The 21,042-nt window shown below is 43.0% G+C and carries 16 protein-coding genes, 1 pseudogene and 1 other annotated feature; of the genes and pseudogenes, 3 read left to right on the plus strand and 14 right to left on the minus strand.

The window, feature by feature from the left end; genetic code table 11:
* Nucleotides 1–29 precede the first annotated feature (29 nt).
* Nucleotides 30–1,340 (minus strand): glycoside hydrolase family 3 protein, encoded by a 1,311-nt coding sequence (locus ACVS9P_RS07700; protein WP_452102998.1) that lies wholly within the window; start codon nucleotides 1,338–1,340, stop codon nucleotides 30–32.
* A gap of 33 nt (nucleotides 1,341–1,373) precedes the next feature.
* Nucleotides 1,374–2,312 (minus strand): AEC family transporter, encoded by a 939-nt coding sequence (locus ACVS9P_RS07705; protein WP_452102999.1) that lies wholly within the window; start codon nucleotides 2,310–2,312, stop codon nucleotides 1,374–1,376.
* Between the two features lie 324 nt (nucleotides 2,313–2,636).
* Here ACVS9P_RS07705 and cysK point away from each other — a divergent pair, with 324 nt between their 5' ends.
* On the plus strand, nucleotides 2,637–3,569 hold the full coding sequence (cysK, locus tag ACVS9P_RS07710; protein WP_452103000.1) for a cysteine synthase A: 933 nt from the start codon (nucleotides 2,637–2,639) through the stop codon (nucleotides 3,567–3,569).
* Between the two features lie 116 nt (nucleotides 3,570–3,685).
* Here cysK and ACVS9P_RS07715 read toward each other — a convergent pair whose 3' ends face one another.
* Together ACVS9P_RS07715 and ACVS9P_RS07720 are read right to left on the minus strand one after the other, a co-directional pair.
* On the minus strand, nucleotides 3,686–4,978 hold the full coding sequence (locus ACVS9P_RS07715) for a bifunctional folylpolyglutamate synthase/dihydrofolate synthase (protein WP_452103001.1): 1,293 nt from the start codon (nucleotides 4,976–4,978) through the stop codon (nucleotides 3,686–3,688).
* 24 nt (nucleotides 4,979–5,002) lie between these two features.
* Entirely contained in the window at nucleotides 5,003–7,627 is a 2,625-nt protein-coding gene (locus ACVS9P_RS07720) for a valine--tRNA ligase (RefSeq protein ID WP_452103002.1), read from the minus strand.
* Nucleotides 7,628–7,698: 71 nt separating this feature from the next.
* Nucleotides 7,699–7,922: a binding site (T-box leader), on the minus strand.
* Between the two features lie 135 nt (nucleotides 7,923–8,057).
* Here ACVS9P_RS07720 and ACVS9P_RS07725 point away from each other — a divergent pair.
* Nucleotides 8,058–8,738, plus strand: coding sequence for an MgtC/SapB family protein (locus ACVS9P_RS07725; RefSeq protein ID WP_452103003.1), 681 nt, complete (start codon nucleotides 8,058–8,060; stop codon nucleotides 8,736–8,738).
* Nucleotides 8,739–8,866: 128 nt separating this feature from the next.
* On the opposite strand, the gene ACVS9P_RS07730 is transcribed toward ACVS9P_RS07725, so the two are convergent.
* The 7 genes and pseudogenes from ACVS9P_RS07730 to malQ all read right to left on the minus strand — a co-directional run bounded on the left by ACVS9P_RS07730 (nucleotide 8,867) and on the right by malQ (nucleotide 17,924).
* Nucleotides 8,867–9,355, minus strand: coding sequence for a hypothetical protein (locus tag ACVS9P_RS07730; protein ID WP_452103004.1), 489 nt, complete (start codon nucleotides 9,353–9,355; stop codon nucleotides 8,867–8,869).
* Nucleotides 9,356–9,474: 119 nt separating this feature from the next.
* The gene (locus ACVS9P_RS07735) at nucleotides 9,475–11,142 is read right to left on the minus strand and encodes a Na/Pi cotransporter family protein (protein WP_452103005.1); all 1,668 of its coding nucleotides are present in this window, start codon (nucleotides 11,140–11,142) and stop codon (nucleotides 9,475–9,477) included.
* A gap of 218 nt (nucleotides 11,143–11,360) precedes the next feature.
* A complete protein-coding gene (locus ACVS9P_RS07740; RefSeq protein ID WP_452103006.1) occupies nucleotides 11,361–12,080 on the minus strand; it encodes a tRNA threonylcarbamoyladenosine dehydratase in 720 nt (239 codons plus the stop codon).
* Nucleotides 12,081–12,133: 53 nt separating this feature from the next.
* Nucleotides 12,134–12,625, minus strand: coding sequence for a hypothetical protein (locus tag ACVS9P_RS07745; protein ID WP_452103007.1), 492 nt, complete (start codon nucleotides 12,623–12,625; stop codon nucleotides 12,134–12,136).
* Between the two features lie 37 nt (nucleotides 12,626–12,662).
* Nucleotides 12,663–13,985, minus strand: a pseudogene (locus tag ACVS9P_RS07750) (SLC13 family permease); the annotation flags it as partial.
* Nucleotides 13,986–14,089: 104 nt separating this feature from the next.
* Nucleotides 14,090–16,420 carry a glycogen/starch/alpha-glucan phosphorylase gene (locus tag ACVS9P_RS07755; RefSeq protein WP_452103008.1) on the minus strand — a complete coding sequence of 777 codons (2,331 nt, stop codon included), beginning with the start codon at nucleotides 16,418–16,420 and terminating at the stop codon, nucleotides 14,090–14,092.
* Nucleotides 16,407–17,924, minus strand: coding sequence for a 4-alpha-glucanotransferase (malQ, locus tag ACVS9P_RS07760; RefSeq protein ID WP_452103009.1), 1,518 nt, complete (start codon nucleotides 17,922–17,924; stop codon nucleotides 16,407–16,409). Before malQ ends, ACVS9P_RS07755 begins: the two co-directional genes overlap by 14 nt.
* A gap of 166 nt (nucleotides 17,925–18,090) precedes the next feature.
* Between malQ and ACVS9P_RS07765 the strand changes: the two genes are divergently transcribed.
* Nucleotides 18,091–18,621: a phosphatase PAP2 family protein gene (locus ACVS9P_RS07765; protein WP_452103010.1), complete on the plus strand. Its 531-nt coding sequence runs from the start codon at nucleotides 18,091–18,093 to the stop codon at nucleotides 18,619–18,621.
* Between the two features lie 49 nt (nucleotides 18,622–18,670).
* Here the strand turns inward: ACVS9P_RS07765 and ACVS9P_RS07770 are convergent, their stop codons facing one another.
* The 3 genes from ACVS9P_RS07770 to cysS are packed head-to-tail and all read right to left on the minus strand — an operon-like array spanning nucleotide 18,671 to nucleotide 21,030.
* A complete protein-coding gene (locus ACVS9P_RS07770) occupies nucleotides 18,671–19,066 on the minus strand; it encodes a hypothetical protein (RefSeq protein ID WP_452103011.1) in 396 nt (131 codons plus the stop codon).
* 28 nt (nucleotides 19,067–19,094) lie between these two features.
* Complete coding sequence (gene ybaK / locus ACVS9P_RS07775) at nucleotides 19,095–19,592, minus strand: Cys-tRNA(Pro) deacylase (RefSeq protein ID WP_452103012.1); 498 nt, start codon at nucleotides 19,590–19,592, stop codon at nucleotides 19,095–19,097.
* A gap of 28 nt (nucleotides 19,593–19,620) precedes the next feature.
* On the minus strand, nucleotides 19,621–21,030 hold the full coding sequence (gene cysS, locus ACVS9P_RS07780; RefSeq protein WP_452103013.1) for a cysteine--tRNA ligase: 1,410 nt from the start codon (nucleotides 21,028–21,030) through the stop codon (nucleotides 19,621–19,623).
* Nucleotides 21,031–21,042 lie beyond the last annotated feature (12 nt).

Raw genomic sequence — 21,042 nt, forward strand, 5'->3', positions numbered from 1 at the left:
AGATTCAGCTTACACTGAATCTCTTTCTATCAGCCTGTTACCTGCCGAACGACTCTTTGATGCTCTTCACAGCCAAGGACACTTGGATCGGAAAGCTTTTTATAATCAAACAAATCATCTTTGTATTTTAGTGTCAAAATTCTCAGCACAGAAGTATCAAGGCGTTTTTGTGAAATCGTACCATTCTGCACGGCTTTTAAGATTGCCTGATAGGCTTCCTCCGGATCTTTCGGCATCAGAATCATATCCATTCCGGCATTTAGTGCCATCGTAGCCGCTTCTGCCGAAGTGTAATTTTCGGTGATTGCTCCCATATCCATTGCATCGGTGACTGCGACCCCATGAAATCCAAGTTCATTCCTTAAAATTCCGGTAACGACCGATTGAGAAAGCGTAGCCGGTGTATTATCTCCGTTGATCTGCGGCAGGCTGATATGTGCCACCATAACCATTTCTGCTCCAGATCGAATCTGCTCTCTAAAAGGCACCAATTCTGTTTGTTCCAACTCTGCCTTGGTTTTATTTGAAACCGCATATCCTACATGTGTATCCGCATCTGTATCGCCATGCCCCGGAAAATGCTTTATCACAGGGATCATTTCGGTATCCCGCAATCCGTTGCTGACTGCGATTGACATAGATGCAACCACATTCGGATCACTGGAAAAAGAACGGTTGCCGATCACGGTATTATTAGGATTGGAAAAAACATCACAATCCGGCGCAAAATCCAAATTAAAGCCAAACACAGAAAGTTCACTGCCTAAAACATTCCCGATCTTTCTTGCCAAAGCTGTATCGCCGGTATTGCCTACTTCCATCATTGGCGGCACATTTGTTGCCGGAATAGAATCCGTATTTTTGATTCTCTGAATAAGGCCGCCTTCCTGATCAATCGAAATAAATGGAGGCAGCGTTTCTTGAATTTCTGCTGTTTGAATATAGCTGCGTACTCCCTCTACTGTACTAATATTTTCTTCAAAGAGCGCAATTCCTCCCGGCTGAATGTGCTGAATTTGCTTTTGTGAAGCTTCATCAAGTTTTAAAAGATTATTTCCATCAGCATCTTTGCGATAACAAAGGAAAAACAGCTGTCCGACCTTTTGCTCCAATGTCATCTGAGAGAGCTTTTTCTTCGCCTCAAATTCCGGTGTCACCGTTTCCGATCCTGAATTTACGTCCGGAGCCGCCGATTCTGCAGAAAAAATTTCTTGCGATGGCGTCGTAGAAGAGGACAAAATTGCCGCACTCTTTGATGGGGAAGCCTGTTCGGAGCATCCCGTCAAAATTGCCATTAAAAGCACCGCTATCGTCCCTTTAGTCAGCCATTTCTGTTTCATATTATTTTTCTTTCTTGTACTCTTGATCTTAAGTTAAATGAGCTGCATGTTCCTAAGTGAAAAGATCCAGAAAAAGATCGTAAGAACCGAGGCCACTGTACTAATCACTACAAACTGCCCTGCCAGTTTTCCATCTCCGCCCATATTCTGTGCCATTGCATAGGATGCCGTTGCAACCGGTGCACCATACATAACAAGTAACTCGAAAAGCTCCGGTCCCCGAAAACCAATCGCAACAGCAATTCCTAGAATGACTGCCGGAATCAAAATCAATTTTGTGAGAAGCCCAATCGTCAACACTTTTGCATTGCGAGCCATATCGGAAAAATGCAGCGTACCTCCTAACGTAAATAACGCCATAGGAGTCGTCAGATTGGAAAACTGTGCAACTGTTTTTTCGAGAGCATCCGGGAGATGAATCCCCAAAAGATAAAATGCAAGTCCACACAAGGCACCCAGAATCAGCGGATTTGTAATGATATTCTTAATTAACTGTTTTGGATTCGGCCTTCTTCCGCGAAACATTTCCAAAACAATAACGGCAATTACATTATAAGCAGGAACAACAATCGAAACTAAAATAGCCGCTAAAGATGCTTGGTCTTCTCCATAAACAGAAACTGTCAATGCCACTCCAAACAGCACAAAATTACTGCGGTAAATTGCCTGGATCACAACGCCGCGTACCGGATTCTCTTTCACCAGCCGTGGTACAATCAAAATAAGCAGTACCACAACAATCAATAAACTAAGCAATGCGTAGATAACCAAGTTTGTATCAAGCTGAAATCCTGCTTTGGTTTTGTAAACATTATAAAACATCAAAATCGGGAAGAAACATTTAAAAACCATCGTATTGAGTCGGTTTAAAAACTCTTCATCCACCAATTTTGTATGCTGAACTCCGTATCCAAAAGCAATATACAGCAAAAATGGCATTACTGCATTTAGCGCAACCCAAAAACTATCCATTCTAAAAACCTCTCTCACCGTTCCAAAATTATAAAAAGCACCTATTTTAGCCAAAAATCGGTGCTGTAAATTTTTAAGAATACACCATCGATCCTTAATATCCAATCATAATTACAATGTACTCTTTCTTTATAACAATTTATTATATCATGTTTCAAAAGCGTGAACAAGCAATATTCATCAGAATTCATGACCGCTTTTCATTTCTAACTCTTCTTCTTTTAAATTTACTGATTATTTCAAAAAAGCTATTGACAATTCTGAAAAAGGTGATATTATTAATACATACTAATCATATATGAATAATATGTTGGAGGGATTACAATGGCAAAAATTTATAAAAGTCTAACCGAGTTGGTTGGAAAAACACCGCTTTTGGAATTGACCAATTTTGAAAAAGTCCATCACCTAAAGGCACACATTCTTGCAAAACTGGAATATTTAAATCCCGCAGGAAGTGTAAAAGACCGTATTGCACTGCGCATGATCAAAGATGCAGAAGATTCCGGAAAACTCAAGGCTGACTCTGTAATCATTGAGCCAACCAGCGGCAATACTGGTATTGGTCTTGCCAGCGTTGCAGCTACGCGTGGATATCGCATCATTTTGACAATGCCCGAAACAATGAGCGTAGAGCGCCGCAGCCTTCTAAAAGCTTACGGTGCGGAGCTTGTGTTAACTGATGGTGCTGCCGGAATGAAGGGCGCAATTGCAAAAGCAGATGAGCTTGCAAAAACGATTCCAAACGCCTATATTCCAGGGCAGTTTGTAAACCCGTCTAACCCTGCTGCACATTACGAAACGACCGGCCCCGAAATTTGGGCAGACACCGATGGAAAAGTAGATTTCTTTATTGCAGGAGTTGGTACCGGCGGAACTCTTTCCGGAACCGGAAAATATCTGAAAGAACAGAATCCGAACGTACAGGTAATTGCAGTCGAGCCGGCTTCCAGCCCGGTTTTGAGCAAAGGTCACGGCGGTCCGCACAAGATTCAGGGAATCGGCGCCGGATTTGTCCCCGATACTCTGGATACTAAAATTTACAATGAAATCATTGCAGTCGAAAACGAAGATGCCTTCATCATCGGCAAAGAACTCGCTAAAAAAGAGGGCCTTCTCGTTGGTATTTCTTCCGGTGCTGCCGTATCTGCTGCACTGGAACTGGCTCAGCGTCCCGAAAACGAAGGCAAGACCATCGTTGCTCTTTTACCTGATACCGGAGACCGCTATCTTTCAACACCGCTTTTCCAGGACTAATAAAGTTCTAACATAAGTAAAAATTCAGAATCATAAAATAAAAAAGGCTATGAGTTGGTATTTCCCTCGTTTGGTACCGGCTCATGGCCCTTTTTATATAAATATTTTCTTAAACTTTACAGCAGCCTTAGAAGATCAATTGCTGTGCGGCGCAGTTCTCCCGCAAGATACAGGGACCCGCAGATAACGGTGGCGCCATTCTTTCCTGCCATCCCCACTGCCGTGGCGATAGCCTGTTCGGGATACTCCCCCACCTGAGCTGAAACGCCGATCTTTCTCCAGCATTCTGCAAGCTCCTCGGCCGACATAGTCCGCGGACTTTCCACCGGGAGTGTAATTACTTCGCTGAAAACATCTTTGCATGTTTCAATCGCATGGGGTACATCTTTATCCTTCATCATCCCTGTTACGGCGACTAACCGCTTTCCGGGCAGATATCTTTTGAGTGCCCTTGCAAGGGACTGCATACCATCCGGATTATGACCGCCATCCAAAATACAAAGCGGCCTTTCCCGAAGAATTTCAAACCGCGCAGGCATGGATACCGCTAAAAATCCGGCAGTTAAACTATGCTCACTAATATGCATCTGAAGATCTTCTTTCAGATAACGGAGCACAGCGAGTACCGTACATGCGTTTCGAATCTGATGATCTCCTAAAAGCGGAAGATGAATCATCATGCCGCGATATCCAAGAACCGTACCGGACAATTCCTCTGAAAGAAGCTGAATCTCGGAAGGATCTGCAACGATCAGGCGGTTATGCCGCTCCTCAGCAATCTTTCGGATTACCTCCATTGCTTGAGGCTCCTGTTCCGGATAGCAGACCGTTACGCCGCCTTCTTTGATAATCCCGCATTTTTCATAGGCAATCTGCCCGATTGTTTCTCCAAGAATCGAAGTATGATCCAAAGCAAGGTGTGTAATTACGGAACAAAGTGGCTTTTCAATTACATTTGTCGCGTCAAGACGTCCCCCAAGGCCAACTTCCAAAACAACGATCTCACATTTTTGCTGCTGAAACCACCAAAGTCCCATGGCGGTAATCATCTCAAATTCCGTGATGATGATTCCTTCATCAGCAAGCTGTCTTACAATCGTCATGAGGCTTTCCGTTAGCTGAATCAAATTTCGATGCGGAATCATGCCCCCGTTTACCTGAATTCGCTCGCAAAAATCACTGATATGAGGAGAAATAAACAAGCCGACCCGATAGCGCGATTTACGCAAAACAGAAGCGATCATCGCACAAGTTGAACCCTTGCCATTCGTCCCGGCCACATGAATAAACTGCAGCGCATTCTGCGGATTTCCAATTCGTGACAGCAAAATCCGCATATGATCGAGGTCCGGCGTTAACCCAAAGCGCGGCAGAGAATCGATCTGCTCAACCGCCTGTTCGTAGGTCATCGAAAGCTTCTCCTCCTTTTTACATTACTCCAACGCAGAAAGACTGGATTGAATCAGCGTCATACGTTTTTCTAATTTTTCCATGTTGTCATGCACACCATCAATTACATTCTGTGGCGCTTTCTGCATAAATTTCTCATTATTAAGCTTCGCTTTCGCGCTGTTATAGCCTTTCGTAACGGTTTCCAATTCCTTTTTCAAACGGCTAATCTCAGCCTTACGATCCACCAGTTCGTCCATTTCGATATAAATTTTCGCATGGCTGGTGACGATCGTAACCGCTCCCGAAAGATCAAATGAATCTGAGACCTCGATGGAACTTGCAGAAGCAAGGCGCTCAAACACTTTGGTTCCCGCTTCAAATTCTGCCTTCTGCGCTGTTGCAATATAAAGCTTTGCCTTTCTGCTCGGCGGAACATTCATCTCACTGCGGCGGTTACGAATGGCACGCACGGCATCCATGACGATTTCCATCTGCGCAGCCTCTGTCGGGAATGAAAGGTTCTTGTCATACTGCGGATATTCTGCAACCACAAGAGCTTCTCCCTCATGCGGCAAACTCTGCCAGATTTCCTCCGTCAGATACGGCATAAACGGGTGAAGAAGCGCTAAAGTTTTGGTCAGCACCCAGCAGAGTACCTGACGCACATTCTGCGCCGCTTTTTCATCGTCTCCCTGCAAGCGGATTTTAGAAATTTCCACATACCAATCACAGAACTGATCCCAGATAAAATCGTGAAGTTTTTGCGCCGCGATACCCAACTCAAACTTTTCCAGATTATCATTCACTTCGAGGCACAGCTGATTAAAGGAATTCAGAATCCACTTGTCTTCTATTGTCAACGTTTCCGGGAGGCAATTTGACACTTCATGCCCATCAATATTCATCAGTGTAAAACGGGCAGCATTCCAGATCTTATTTGCAAAATTCCGGCTTGCTTCCACACGCTCAGCAGAAAAGCGGGCGTCATTTCCGGGGCTGATTCCCGTTACCAGCGTAAAGCGCAAAGCATCAGCACCGTATTTCTGGATCACTTCCAACGGGTCAATTCCATTCCCCAGAGACTTACTCATCTTACGGCCCTGCGAATCCCGAACCAGTCCATGGAAAAAGACAGTTTTAAACGGTACTTCTCCCATATCCTCAATTCCGGAGAAAATCATTCTTGCAACCCAGAAGAAAATAATATCATAGCCGGTCACCAATGTATTGGTCGGATAAAAATATTTAAGATCTTCTGTCTGATCCGGCCACCCAAGTGTGCTGAACGGCCATAGAGCAGAACTAAACCACGTATCGAGCGTATCCTCATCTTGATGCAGATGCTTACTGCCGCATTTTGAACAAACACTCGGCGCTTCACGAGCTACCGTAACTTCTCCGCAGTCATCACAATACCATGCCGGAATCCGATGTCCCCACCAGAGCTGACGAGAAATGCACCAATCCTTGATGTTTTCCATCCAATTATAATAAACTTTTTCCATACGTTCCGGGATAAAACGAACTTCATGGCTGCGCACCGCTTCAATGGCCGGTTTTGCAAGAGGTTCCATCTTCACAAACCACTGCTTGCTCACCCGCGGTTCAATCACAGTATGGCAGCGATAACAAGTACCCACATTATGCTTGATCGGCTCAATGCTGACGAGGTATCCTTGTTCGTCAAGTTCTTTGACAATCTGCTTACGAGCTTCCATCCCACTCATTCCGCAGTATTTGCCGCCGTTTTCATTGATGGAACCATCATCATTCATAATATTAATGACCGGAAGATGATGCCGCAGACCAACTTCAAAGTCGTTCGGATCGTGGGCAGGTGTAATTTTCACAACACCGGTTCCGAAATCCCGCTCAACGTATTCGTCCGCAATCACTGGAATCTCTCTGCCGACAAGCGGCAAAATCAGCGTCTTGCCAACCAAATCACGATAGCGATCGTCTTCTGGATGCACCGCTACTGCCGTATCTCCCAGCATTGTTTCCGGACGAGTCGTTGCAAACTCCAGATAGCCGCTGCCGTCTTTAAACGGATAACGAACATGCCAGAAAGACCCTTCTTTTTCGCTGAACTCTACCTCTGCATCAGAAATAGAAGTCTTGCAGTGCGGGCACCAGTTAATAATCCGTTCTCCGCGATAGATCAAGCCTTTTTCATAAAGGCGCACAAAGACTTCTCTTACTGCTTTACTGCAGCCTTCGTCCAGTGTAAAGCGTTCGCGCTGCCAATCACAGGAAGAGCCTAATTTACGAAGCTGTTCGACAATTCTTCCGCCAAACTTTTCCTTCCAAGCCCATGCACGCTCTAAAAACGCTTCTCGTCCAATTTGTTCTTTTGTAATTCCCTCTTTGCGCATTGCTTCCACAATTTTCGCTTCGGTTGCAATAGAGGCATGGTCCGTTCCGGGGAGCCATAATGCACAGCGTCCCTGCATCCGACGCCAACGGATCAGAATATCTTGGAGCGTCTCATCCATGGCATGCCCCATATGAAGTTGCCCCGTAATATTTGGTGGCGGAATCACAATCGTATATGGCTCTTTCTTTGGATCAGGTTCCGCATGAAAATAATTTCCCTTCTCCCAGAAGTCGTAGATTCGATCTTCCACTTCTCCGGGATCATAAGACTTTGCGATATCTCTGCTCATCGGTTATTCCTCCAACCACTTTTTATAAATTAATCCTTAAAAATAAAAACCCCGGATACAGTTTTTTCTGTATCCGGGGCGAATCTGTAATAAAAGATCCGCGGTACCACCCGCATTCGGCTTTTAAAGCCCTCTCTTTCTTAACGCGAAAGTCTTCCATTCGGTCTCGCTTAATGTTGATTCAGCGAGACAACTCCGGGGTGACTGATTCGCAAAAGCACAATATCGGCTCACATCATCCGCCGACTTTCTGAGATTGGAAATCTTTTGCCTTTTTCCCCATCTTTGTTTTTGTATATCATTTAATATTGTCCTCAATAATATTAAGTATTATACGCGAAAAACAGGTCTCTGTCAAGATTCGATTGCTTTGCACAAATTTTCTCAAACCATGTTATAATATAGGAAAATATAAAAGGAGGCCACCACGATGGAGGAAAATTTCTGGATCATTCAGGGAGAATATCTACTGCGTTTAATTTTGGCAGCTTTATGCGGCTGCATAATTGGTTACGATCAATCCTCCAATCATACTAAAACAGTCGGGATGCGCACTCATGCCGTTGTGGCAATGGCTTCTGCGCTGATGACTCTGACTTCTAAATATGGATTTTTCGACCTGATCGGTGAAAAAGGAGTTTCTCTTGATCCATCCAGAATTACAGCGGGTGTTGTCACCGCCATCGGATTTCTCGGCGCCGGTGTCATTTTTGTCCGAAAAGAAAATGTTACCGGCGTTACAACTGCCTCCGGGTTATGGGCAACCGTCGGTGTCGGCTGCGCACTTGGTGCCGGCATGTATCTTTTAGGCATCGCCGCTTCTATTTTAATTGTGGCCGTTCAGCTATTTCTACTTCACTGTAAAAAAGTTTCTCAAGAACCGATTTTTGAAAAACTGGTTCTTGAAGTCTCGATCGATGAAGATATTCATATTTTATTTTCAGAAATTTTTGAAAGGCATCATATTGAAATCACCAGCCTTCAGACAAAACGGCTCTCTGCGCAAAAGCTGGAAATTGCGCTTCTCGTTCGTTATCCGGCTGCTTATAATGCCGAAGACGTTATTAAGTTGTTAAAGGATATCCCAGCCATTAAAAGTATTGAATATTAACAAACAATCGAATCTATAAAACAGTTCAAAATAAAGGGGCTCTCATTTTATTGAAAGCCCCTTTATTTATTTCATTATTTTTCCCTGTTGCTGTTATAGAACAAGTTCATGCAAAGTTTCAAAAAAAGTTATACCGGAAGCGGTGCAGGCTGCAAAATCTGTTCTTGACAATCTACTGCAGCTGCAATACAGACAGCTTCTAAGGCATGACGATCATCTGGCACAACAAGCACATAATCATTTTCAGAAACGCCGTAAGCCGACGAATGTGTCATGATCAATGATGCATGGGAATCCACAAAATCAAAACTGCGATCAATGAGATTCCCACGAAATCTCCAATCTCTGCCCCGGATACGAACAGGATGCTGTCTGGAAACCGGATTTAAAACGACCTGCATTCCAGTCTGCCCTTCTATTGAAATCCCACAATGATAAAGTTCTCTCATTCCCAAAATACGAAGTCTGGCAACTGGTATCTCTTGTGGAGTCGTTATAATCAATCTAAGTCCCAGCTGCTGCCCATTGGTTTTAATCAAAAAAGCTGGTTTCCCACTTTCATCATAAACGCCATACGCCATGTTATCTCCGCTGTCACGTCTAAAGTAGAATTTCAATTTTCCGCCTCCTTTTTACGAAATCAATTATTAGCTTTATTGTACCATGAATTTCATAAAATAAAAAGAGAAAGAGACAGAACGAACCATTTTTCGTCCTGTCCCTTTATTTGTAAAAATTATTTCGCTACAGTTCCTGCCATGGCTAATTCCGGCAACTTCGCTAAAGGTTTTCCGGTATGAACCGAAAATGCGACATTGGTAGCATGATCTGCAATTCTCTCCAAATTAATCAGCAAATCATTATAAACTGAACCAGACTGAGGAGAGCACTCCCCGCTCTTAAGACGTTCAATATGATTCATTTTAAGATATTCTGTTAATTCGTCCACTTGTTCTTCTGTTTTATTGACTACAAATCCAAGATCCTGCTTCGAACCGCCATCTGCAAAAAGCTCTATAGAAGAATCAAATACCGTTAACACTTTTTCCTGCAGTTGTTTGAGTTCCGCTATTGCCGCATCACTCATAATTGCTTTTCCATCTGCTACAATTTGAGCTTCTTCCGAGATGTTTTCGCTGTAATCGCCAATTCTCTCGATATCATTTACCACATGATACATCGCGCCAATCGTTTCACGATCCTGATCTTCCAGCTCTAATCCGTTAATCTTTACCAGATAAGCAGTAATTTCTTTATTCAAAAAGTTAAGAATGGATTCGTTTTCTTCCAGTTCCGGTATACGATCCGCATCACGTTTATAAATCATATCCATACTCAAAAGGAAGTTTGAGCGTGCAATTTGTGACATACGGATGACTTCTTTGATTACTTGGCTAACTGCCACTGGAGGTGTATTTAAAATACGCTCGTCCAGATACTGCAGCCGTCTTGCTTCCAGCTTTTGGTCTACTCCGGGTACCAGACGACAAGCAAGATTTACAAGGTGATTGGAAAGCGGAAGTAAAACTGCCGTTGTCGTCACATTAAAGCAAATATGCACTAACGAAATCTGCATCATTGGGTTGTCCGGCGCAAGGCCCTCAATCACCGACACAAAAGGAGTAAAATAAGAAATCAGGGTAAAAGCAACAGCACCAATTACATTAAAAAGCAAATGTACAATTGCTGTACGCCGTGCAGTCTTTGTCGTACCAATAGAAGCCAGCAAAGCCGTTGCACAGGTACCAATATTCTGACCAAAAATGACATATACTGCAGAACCCAATCCGATAGCGCCAGAAGACGCCAATGCCTGCAAGACACCAATGGAAGCAGATGAGCTTTGAATAATTGCCGTAATACCCAAACCAACCAAGAGACCCAACAGCGGATTTCTCAAGCTGGCAAGAAGATTGCAGAAACCTTGATCCTGAGCCAAAGGAGCCATCGCTGTACTCATATTTGTCATGCCGAAAAACAAAATGCCAAATCCTAAAATAATCTGCGCAATATGTTTGCGATTGTGCTTCTTAATAAACAGAACGCCAATCACGCCCAAAAAGATTGCAATTGGAGCTAAGTCATTCAGACGAATTGCAATCAAAAGCCCTGTAACCGTTGTCCCAATATTAGCGCCCATAATTACGCCGGCTGCCTGGGAAAGCGACATCACACCAGCATTAACAAAACCGACCACCATTACGGTAGTTGCCGAGGAACTCTGGATAACGGCCGTAACTGCTAATCCTACTAGTGCACCAACATAGCGATTTGTAGTCAGGCGCTCGATCATGTTTTTGAGCTTTGACCCGGCGGCAAGTTCCAGTCCTTCACCCATCAGATTCATACCATAAAGGAAGAGTCCAAGTCCGCACAGGAGCATCATGACATTTTGTAATCCCATTCTGTTCCATCCAATCATTTTTATTTAGTTAATACAAATATTTTATTTTTAACCTTTATATAAACTTTTTATAACAAAACTCTTCTAAAATCATAGTACAAACTTAAAGAATTAATATTCTTAATTAGAATTATAAAACAGAAACTGATAAAATATTTCTCTGCAGTATTCAAAATCATAATATCATATTTACTAATATAAAGTTATTAATGCAATATCTACCATGCCTGTGTCAGGTCCTGCACAACTGCACTCGCCAAAACCAATCCCGCTGTAGGAGGAACAAATGGCATGCTGCCAGGTGTCTGCCGCTTTCCGGGGGATGCTGGTTCATCACTCTGTAAGGGTGTTCTTGGCGGCTCCGTGCTATAGACGACTTTTAAAGAGGCAATTCCTCTCTGCCTTAATTCTCGGCGCATCACCCTAGCAAGCGGACATACTTTCGTTTCGTAAATATCTCCCACCCGAAATGCGGTAGGATCCAATTTGTTTCCCGCACCCATAGAACTAATAATCGGCGTACCTGCCTTTTTAGCATTTTGCACCAACAGCAGCTTACTGGATACTGTATCAATACAGTCAATGACATAATCATAGGAATCCAGCCCAAACTCTTCCGCATTTTCTGCCTGATAAAATTTAGTAATTGAAAAGACAGAAGCAGCCGGATTGATGGAAAGAAGACGCTTGGCCATCATTTCGGCTTTCAGCTGATTCAGTGTCTGATAAGTTGCTACAATCTGGCGATTCAGATTCGAAACACTGACGGTATCCGGGTCCACCAAAGTCAATGAACCAACTCCACTGCGGCAAAGGGCTTCCGCTGCATAACCCCCAACTCCGCCGACCCCAAAAACAATCACGGAAGATTGGTGAAGCTTTTCGATTGCTGATTGACCAATCAGTAATTCCGTCCTTGAAAATTGTTCTTCATTCATCCCTATCACATCCCGTTTTTAAATGTCCTATTGTCTCTTATTCACAGATGCCTTTATTTTTCAACATCCACATGAGGATGCGTCTGCTGTAATTCCGGAAGTTCAGGTGCCTCAACCTTTTGTACTTCCTTCATGACAAGCTGCATGTCATCTTTAATTTCTTCCAGCATTGCCTTATCAATATTATGTGTCAAAAACAGATCTTCCATATCCTCTAAAAACTGATGTTCTTTCTCGAAAATTTCGAGAAATTCAGGAAAATTGCGGCTCTTTTTTGCATTCCGGAATTTTTCGATATCATCCTTGATAAATGCAATAATTTCCTGTACATTCGCAAACTTTCCGTGAGAAATTGCATAAGGTCTCACCCGCTGCAAAAAATATTTATCCTCACGTGTAATATTGAAGACATATGTTACCATCACACCGTCTCCCAAATTGAAATCCACAATATGCATAAAACTAGGGAATTCCCGAATTTGGGTCGCACCCATCAGCCGCAGCGTCAAGTCGATAACATCTCCATTGATCGAATTGCAGTTCATAATTCGTAACTACTCCTTTCCTTGATTGGCTCGCTCTTTAAGCAAACCGCAGCAGCAGCCAGACTGTGCTGACTGCAATTGACATCAGCATAATCGGGAAGCCTATTTTTGTAAAGCTCTTAAAAGTAATCGGATAACCGTTTTTCGTACTAATACTGGAAAGCACCACGTTGGCAGAAGCGCCAATCAATGTACCATTGCCACCAAGGCACGCGCCCAGAGAAAGTGCCCACCACAATGGTGTAATATTCATACCGCTTTGTCCCATCGTTAAAATGAGTGGAATCATTGTTGCAACAAATGGAATATTATCCAAAAATGCCGAAATAAATGCAGAAGCCCAGAGAACAATCAGTAAGCTCATCACCATATTCCCCTGCGTTGCATTGACCATCATCTGAGCGAGCATATTGATAACTCCGACTTCCTGTAAACCGCCGACCACTATAAACAGACCAATAAAGAACAGAATTGTTGACCATTCCACGCTCAGAATGATGTCTTCTGCATCCTGTTTTCCGATCAGTAAAATTACAACGGCGCCCGTCATTGCAACAACCCCGGATTCAATGCCCGTCTGACTATGTAGAATAAATCCGAGAACGATTAAAGCCATCACAACAAGACTCTTAATCATCAACGTCTTATCATGAATGGCCACATTTTCATCCAAACTCATCACTTTATCCATTGCTCCCTGATCGACCTGCATCTCTTTTACATAGAGAAACCGAAAACATAGCAGCGTTAATGCAAGGATAATCGCAACCGGGACGCCTGTATTTGCCAAAAAATCCGAAAATCCAAGTCCGGCAGCACTGCCAATCATGATATTTGGTGGATCACCGATCAGGGTTGCGGTACCACCCATATTAGAAGCCAGAATTTCCGAAATCATATATGGAATCGGATTAATTCCCAAAATTCCGGTAATCGCCAAAGTCATTGGTCCTACCAAAAGAACCGTCGTCACGTTATCCAAGAATGCAGAAAGGATCGCCGTTATCAGGACAAACGATACCATGATTCGCCAGGGTTTTCCCTTTGCAAGCTTTGCTGATTTAATTGCCACATACTCAAAAATTCCGGATTTTTTAACCACAGCCACAAAAATCATCATTCCGACTAATACGCCAAGCGTATTTACATCTACATGAGAAACGCAGTCGCTTAAATCCAGAATGTGAAACAAAATCATCAGAACCGCACCAGCCATTGCGGCTACAGCACGATGAACTTTTTCTGTCATGACAGCAGCCATTGTCACCAGAAAAATTACAATCGCTATTATCTGTTGACTTGTCATATAAGCACCTCTTCTTTTCTTTTTTAGATATTGCTTCTCTTTTTCATTAGCCGTTTCATTTTAACACTTTCTTGTAAAAAGTCAATAAAATTTTCTGCTGATTTTGCCAAATCTCACAAAATAAAAACCACTTTGAAAAGGCACAAAAATCCGGTTAATTAAAGGTTCCAAATTTCTTTTGCATACTGCGAAACAGTACGGTCGCTGGAAAACGCCCCTGCATGAGCAATGTTTAAAAGGCATTTTCTGGTGAATTTCATCCGGTCTCTCAGATAATCCTGATTCGCGCGCAGACGGGTCTCACAATAAGGCAAAAAGTCCAGCAGCAAATAATAATAATCTGCCCGATGCCAAGAAGCACCGTCGAGAATGGAACGATACAATTCCTCAAAAATTCCGCTGCCGCCATCTGTTACCGTACCATTTACCAAAGAATCCATCACTTTACGAATACGCGGCTCCCGCTCATAAAGGGTACGGGGATGATAATTGTTTCCGAGTGCCTCCAATTTTTCTACTCGGGCACCGAAAATATAGTTGTTCTCTTCCCCTGCCTGCTCCACAATTTCAATATTGGCACCGTCATAAGTGCCCAGCGTTACCGCGCCATTCATCATAAATTTCATATTGCTGGTCCCACTTGCTTCGGTTCCGGCCGTAGAAATCTGTTCACTGAAATCCGCCGCAGGAATCAGCTTTTCGGCATAGGAAACCCCATAGTTGCTCACAAAAATGATCTGCATCTTCCGGTTGACTGCATCATCATAGTTAATCAGGTCGGCAATTTCATTAATATATTTGATAATTCCCTTTGCGCGATCATATCCCGGCGCCGCCTTGCCGCCAAAAATGAAAGTGGTAGGGTAAAAATCTTTAATTTTTCCCTCTTTTAATCCGTAATAAAGATCCAGAATTGAAAAAGCATTGAGCAGCTGCCGCTTATATTCATGAAGGCGTTTTACCTGAACATCAAAAATATTTTCGGTATTGAGCCCAAAATGATCCTTTCGATAAACATAATCCGCAAGCTGGTTTTTCTTTTCTTTTTTTATCTGCATCAACTGCTTTAAAGAATCGGGATCATCTGCATAAGGAATCAATTTTTCGAGCTCAGAAAGATTTGTAATCCAACCATTGCCGATACGGTCGGTAATAAATTTAGAAAGTTCCCGATTGCACAGTGCCATCCAGCGGCGCTGTGTCACACCGTTAGTCATGTTATGAAATCGTTCCGGATAAAGATCATACCATTCTTTGAGCACCTTTTTCTTTAATATTTCCGTATGAATCTTTGCAACTCCGTTGACAGAATGGGTTGCATAAACTGCCATCTTTGCCATATGAATTTTTCCGTCCGCAATCAAGTTATAATGATCCAAATTTTTTTGTGGATTGCTCCCGATTTCATGATGAAGGCGATTTTGCAGCATCACCACATATGGATAAACCTGAGGCAAAACGGTGCAAAAAAGCGACACATCCCATTTTTCCAATGCTTCTGCCATAATCGTATGATTCGTATAAGAAAAGACCTGCTGAACGATTGAAAATGCCTCTTCAAAAGAAAGATTCTCGCCTGCTATCAGGAGACGTAAAAGCTCCGGAATTGAAACAACCGGATGCGTATCATTGAGCTGAATTGCATATTGTTCCGGCAGTTTCTTGAAATCATTGCCGTAAGACTTTTTAAATTCCCGTAAGATACTTTGGAGCGACGCACTGCTAAAGAAATACTGCTGTTTTAACCGCAGACGCTTCCCTTCATCGGTATCATCATTTGGATAAAGCACACTGGAAATTCTTTCTGCTGCATTTTTCTCCGCTACTGCCTCCTCATATTTCTGTCCATTAAAAAGCTCAAAATCAAATGGATGCAACGGCTCCGACTGCCATAAACGCAGCGTGTTAATCGTTTTTCCACCGTATCCAATGACCGGCATATCATAGGGAACCGCCCAGACACTTTCCTCTCCGAAATCCACCTGTACCCTCTCATTTTCTCGGCGAACGCTCCACGGATCTCCAAAAGCAAGCCAATTGTCGGCTTCCTCCTTCTGTTCTCCGTAAGAAAAAGTTTGGTGAAATAGCCCATAGCGATAGCGGATTCCATATCCATTAAGTGAAATTCCAAGAGTGGCGCCGCTGTCCAAGAAACAGGCCGCAAGCCGTCCCAAGCCGCCATTTCCTAATGCGTCGTCTTCAATTTCCTCGAATATTTTTGGATCAATTTTGTGCTGTCTGAGCAGGTTTTCCGTCTCTTCAAGAAGTCCCAGATTTAAAAGGTTGGAATGAATCAGCCTTCCCAACAAAAACTCAACGGAAAAATAGCAAGCTTTTTTCCCCTCCTGCTTTTTTCCCCAAGTTGAAAAAATTTGTTTCATCACGGCTTTCGAAACTGCCGTATAAACTTCTTTTGGCGTTGCCTTTGAGAAATCCTCAGAAATTTCTTCCGAAAGGTTCTGCAAAATAGTTTCTTCATATGCGTTCATTAAAAATGCCCCCTTTACGATCATAAAGTTCAGCATAATGCCAAAGTTTTTGCGATAATTTTAAACTCAATTGTTCCTGTTCAAGACGCCAGCACCAGTTTCCAGAAATGGTCGAAGGATAATTCATACGCGCTTCATTCCCTAGACTCAAAAGATCCTGCATCTGAATCACTGCAAGATCTGCCGTACTGGCATAAGCTGCTCGAATACAAGCCCAGTTAAGCTCTTTTTTGCTGTGGACCCCTAGATACGATTTTGCAAAGCTCAAAACATCCGATTTCTGATGGGCAAAAAATCCGGACATCGTTTCATTGTCATGCGTCCCGCAGTAAACAACGCAGTTCTGTTCATAATGGTCGGGTAAATAAAGATTTTTAGGGCCGCTGTCAAATGCGAACTGCAAAATTTTCATGCCCGGATATCCAAAGTTTTTTCGTAGGCGCGTTACTGCCGGCACCACAACTCCCAGATCTTCTGCAATCAGCCTGCTGTTCTGAAGGGCAGGCGAAATTGCCTCCAACAGTGCTTTTCCGGGGCCTTTTTCCCAATGTCCGTTCTCGGCGGTTTTTTCTCCATAAGGGATCGCATAATATCTGATAATGCCAATAAAATGATCCATCCGAATCACATCAAAAAGTCCAGCGGAAAATTTGATTCTCTGCTGCCACCAAAAGAAATGGTCTTCCCTCATTTTCTTCCAATTATAAAGAGGATTCCCCCAAAGCTGTCCCGTGGCACTAAATACGTCCGGCGGAACTCCCGCTACCTCTTTCGGCTCTAGTTTTTCATCGAGACAAAATAAGCTCGGCTGTGCCCACACATCGGCACTATCTAAAGAAACATAAATCGGCAGATCTCCAATGATCTCAATTCCTTTTTCATGTGCATAATTTTTAAGTGCTGTCCATTGGTGAAAAAAGCAGAACTGACAGAATTTCCAAAACTCTATTTCTCGTGAAAGCAAGGTTCGGTATTTTCTAAGGGCCTGAGGGTCACGGCGGCGAATCTCTTCCGGCCATAAAAGCCAGGAAGCTGCATGGAAATGCATTTTAAGTGCCATATAAAATGCGTAATCGTCCAACCATGGATTTTCTCGGCAAAAATCATGATAGAGCGCAGAATCAAAATAATGGCTGCGAAAAAAAGCTTTCTTTAAAATTTGGAAACGATTTTTATAAAGCTTTGCATAATCAACCCGGCTGGGGTCATCTCCCCAATTAAGGCAAACTTCCTCCGAAGTTAAAAGCCCTTCTTCTATTAACAAATCGAGATCAATAAAATAAGGATTCCCTGCAAAAGCCGAAAAGCTCTGATATGGACTGTCTCCATAACTGGTTGGGCCCATTGGAAGGACCTGCCAATAGGGAACGCCGGAACTGCAAAGGAAATCTATAAACCGATAAGCATCTTTTCCAAAAGTGCCGATTCCATAAGGAGAGGGCAGTGCGGAAATTGGCAAAAGGATTCCCGCTCCGCGTGGCAGCCGCTTCTGTTTTCGTCTCATCCCACTTTGCTCCCTTTATCATTAAAAATTTCTTCTTAAAAGGTCTTTCTGTTTCTATTAGAGTACCACATTCTCCTTCGCATTGTCTAGGAATGTCCGGAATATTACTTGACGGATGTGATAAAATGAAAAAGTTAAAGTAAGATATAAGGAGATTTTATCATCTATGAATTGGGAAGTCAGTTTTCTGATGTTTTTGCAGACACATCACAGTGCTTTTATGGACTCCTGCATGATTTTCGTCACTCATCTTGGAAATTTCGGACTTATTTGGATCGCTATAGGAATTCTGCTTTGTATCAGGCCAAAATACCGCAAGTATGGATTTGCCCTGCTGATTGCAGTTGGTTCTGCCGCTTTAATTGGAAATTTCATCATCAAACCGATTGCGATGCGTCCACGTCCCTGCATGGATTTTCCAAACATTCCCCTGCTGATTTCGAGGCCGACCTCGTACTCTTTCCCCAGCAGTCATTCCGCTACTTCTTTTGCTGCAGTAGTCGTTTTATGGAGGCTCAACAAATACTTTGGATTTTTCGCAGGAATCGTTGCGGTTTTAATCGCACTTTCTCGAATGTATCTTTTTGTACATTATCCTACGGATATTCTTGGTGGATTTTTGCTAGGCTTCATCTGTGCATTGTTAACGCTACACTTTTTAAAGCTTTCTTCGAAAAATTCATCTCTTACAAAATGAAAAACAAAAAGGGATTGGCTGATTTTGTTCAGCACAATCCCTTTTTTATTTAATTCAAATGATCGTTTTCCGGATTTTTTTCTGACGATTTTCGGCGAAGGACTCGCATGCGAAAAATTCCAAGCGTAAATAATATCACCAATAAAATTCCCATCACAATGGGAAAAATCTGATCAGCCCCAATATTTCGCAGAGAAGCTAATACTAAAATCACCATGATTCCATCGATGGCAATAAAGTCACGGATTGCATAACCCCAATCTCCCCCGGTAGGTTCTGTTTTATTTGCCGGATTATCGGCCGCTTTCTTTTTCATTGCATAATGAATCAATACGCGGTCACAAGCATCGATGAATCCTTCAAAAGGGTCTCCGATATGCTTTTGAGTTGCTGAACTTTTTGACTTTATCCGAGGTTTCATCCCCGGCTTTTTTTGTTTTGGCATCAAACAGTTCCCCCTTTTCTGGGTTATTTTAAGATTCTTCCAATTTTTTCATGCAGATTGGCGCTGCTTTCGCTCCAATCAAGCGGATAAGATCGCTTGGTGCAAGCTCTACCTGCGTCCCGATTCTTCCACCGCTCACAATAATTGTCTCCTGTGACATTGCACTTTCGTCCAATACCGTTTGAAACTGCTTCTTCATGCCAATAGGGGAACAACCCCCCCGAATATATCCGGTCAGCGCATTGATCTCTTTTACGTGGATCATCTCTATGCTCTTTGCACCAACACTTCTCGCCGCCGCTTTCAAATCAAGTTCTTCCGCGACCGGCACCACGAACACATAATACTCTTTGCCGCTCTTTGTCACTAATGTTTTAAAGACGCGCTCAATGGGCTGCCCAAGCTTTTGTGCTACTGCAACACCATCAATTTTCCCATCTTTATTCTCATAAACATAATGACGATAAGAAATCTTCTTTTGATCTAAAATCCGCATCACATTCGTTTTATCTTCTTTTTTAGCCATCCGCTTGTTCCTTTCGCTAAAAATCTTCTCAGGCACGTTTCCATTTAATTCCCTGTGGTGTATCCTCCAAAACGATTCCGCGCGCTTTTAACGTATCTCGAATCTCATCGGCTGTTTTCCAGTCTTTATTCTTCCGTGCCTCAGTACGTTTTTGTACCAGTGCTTCGATCTCCTGATCATCTTCTCCAACAGTCTCTTCCTTCTGATAGAGAAGCCCTAAAACGCCACAAAGCTCATTAAAGAGAGAAAGCGCATATTCGCACAATTTCCGACTGGGATTAGATGCTGCACTCAAATCCGTATTGATGATACGCGCAAGGTCAAAAATTGTGGAGAGTGCATTTGCTGTATTGAGGTCGTCGTCCATCGCCTCAATAAAAGCGGCACGATAGGAATCAAGTTTTTTCTTTTCCTGTACTTCTTCCGGCTTTTCTTCTGCAGCCGCATTTTTCATCACGAATTCAAGATTTTCCCGGCAATTATACAGGCGCCCCAATGACGCTTTGCACTGATCAATCACATCAATGCTGTAATTGATCGGAGTACGGTAATGAGAAGAAACCATCAGATAGCGAATCGGTTCATACCCAAATTTTTTAGCCACTTCCCGAACAGTAAAGAAATTCCCCAACGATTTACTCATCTTTCTGTTATCCACATTGATATAACCGTTATGCATCCAATAATGGGCAAATGGAACTCCATTGCAGCATTCGCTCTGTGCGATCTCATTTTCGTGGTGCGGAAAAATCAGGTCCTGTCCGCCGCAATGAATATCAATGGTTTTTCCAAGGTACCGTCTCGCCATCGCTGAACATTCGATGTGCCAGCCGGGACGGCCATGTCCCCATGGGGATTCCCAATAAGGCTCGCCGGGCTTTGCACCCTTCCAAAGAGCAAAATCCATTGCATCTTCTTTGATCTCTCCAGTCGCAATTCTTGCCCCCGCCTGCAGGTCTTCCAAAGGCTGATGACTCAGTTTACCATATCCAGGATCCTTGAGCGTCCGAAAATAAACATCTCCGTTTTCGGTAGGATAAGCATATCCTTTTTCAATCAAAGTGGAAATAATAGATTGAATCTCTTCGATATTTTCAGTTGCCTTTGGATGAATCGTTGCCGGACGGACATTCATTCCTTCCGCATCTTTTTTATATTCTTCAATATAACGACGGCTAACGGTCAAATAGTCACTATTTTCTTCATTCGCTTTGCGGATGATTTTATCATCTACATCTGTAAAATTCTGAACAAAAGTGACTTTCATGCCACGATATTCCAGATAGCGGCGCAGAACATCAAACACACAAATAGGGCGGGCATTTCCAATATGAATATAATTATAAACCGTCGGGCCACAGGCATAAATTTTTGCTTCTCCCGGCGTAATCGGAACGAACTCTTCCTTTTGACGCGTCAGCGTATTATAAATCCTCATAATGCTTCTCCT

This window comes from Caproicibacterium sp. NSD3 (genome assembly GCF_053613275.1).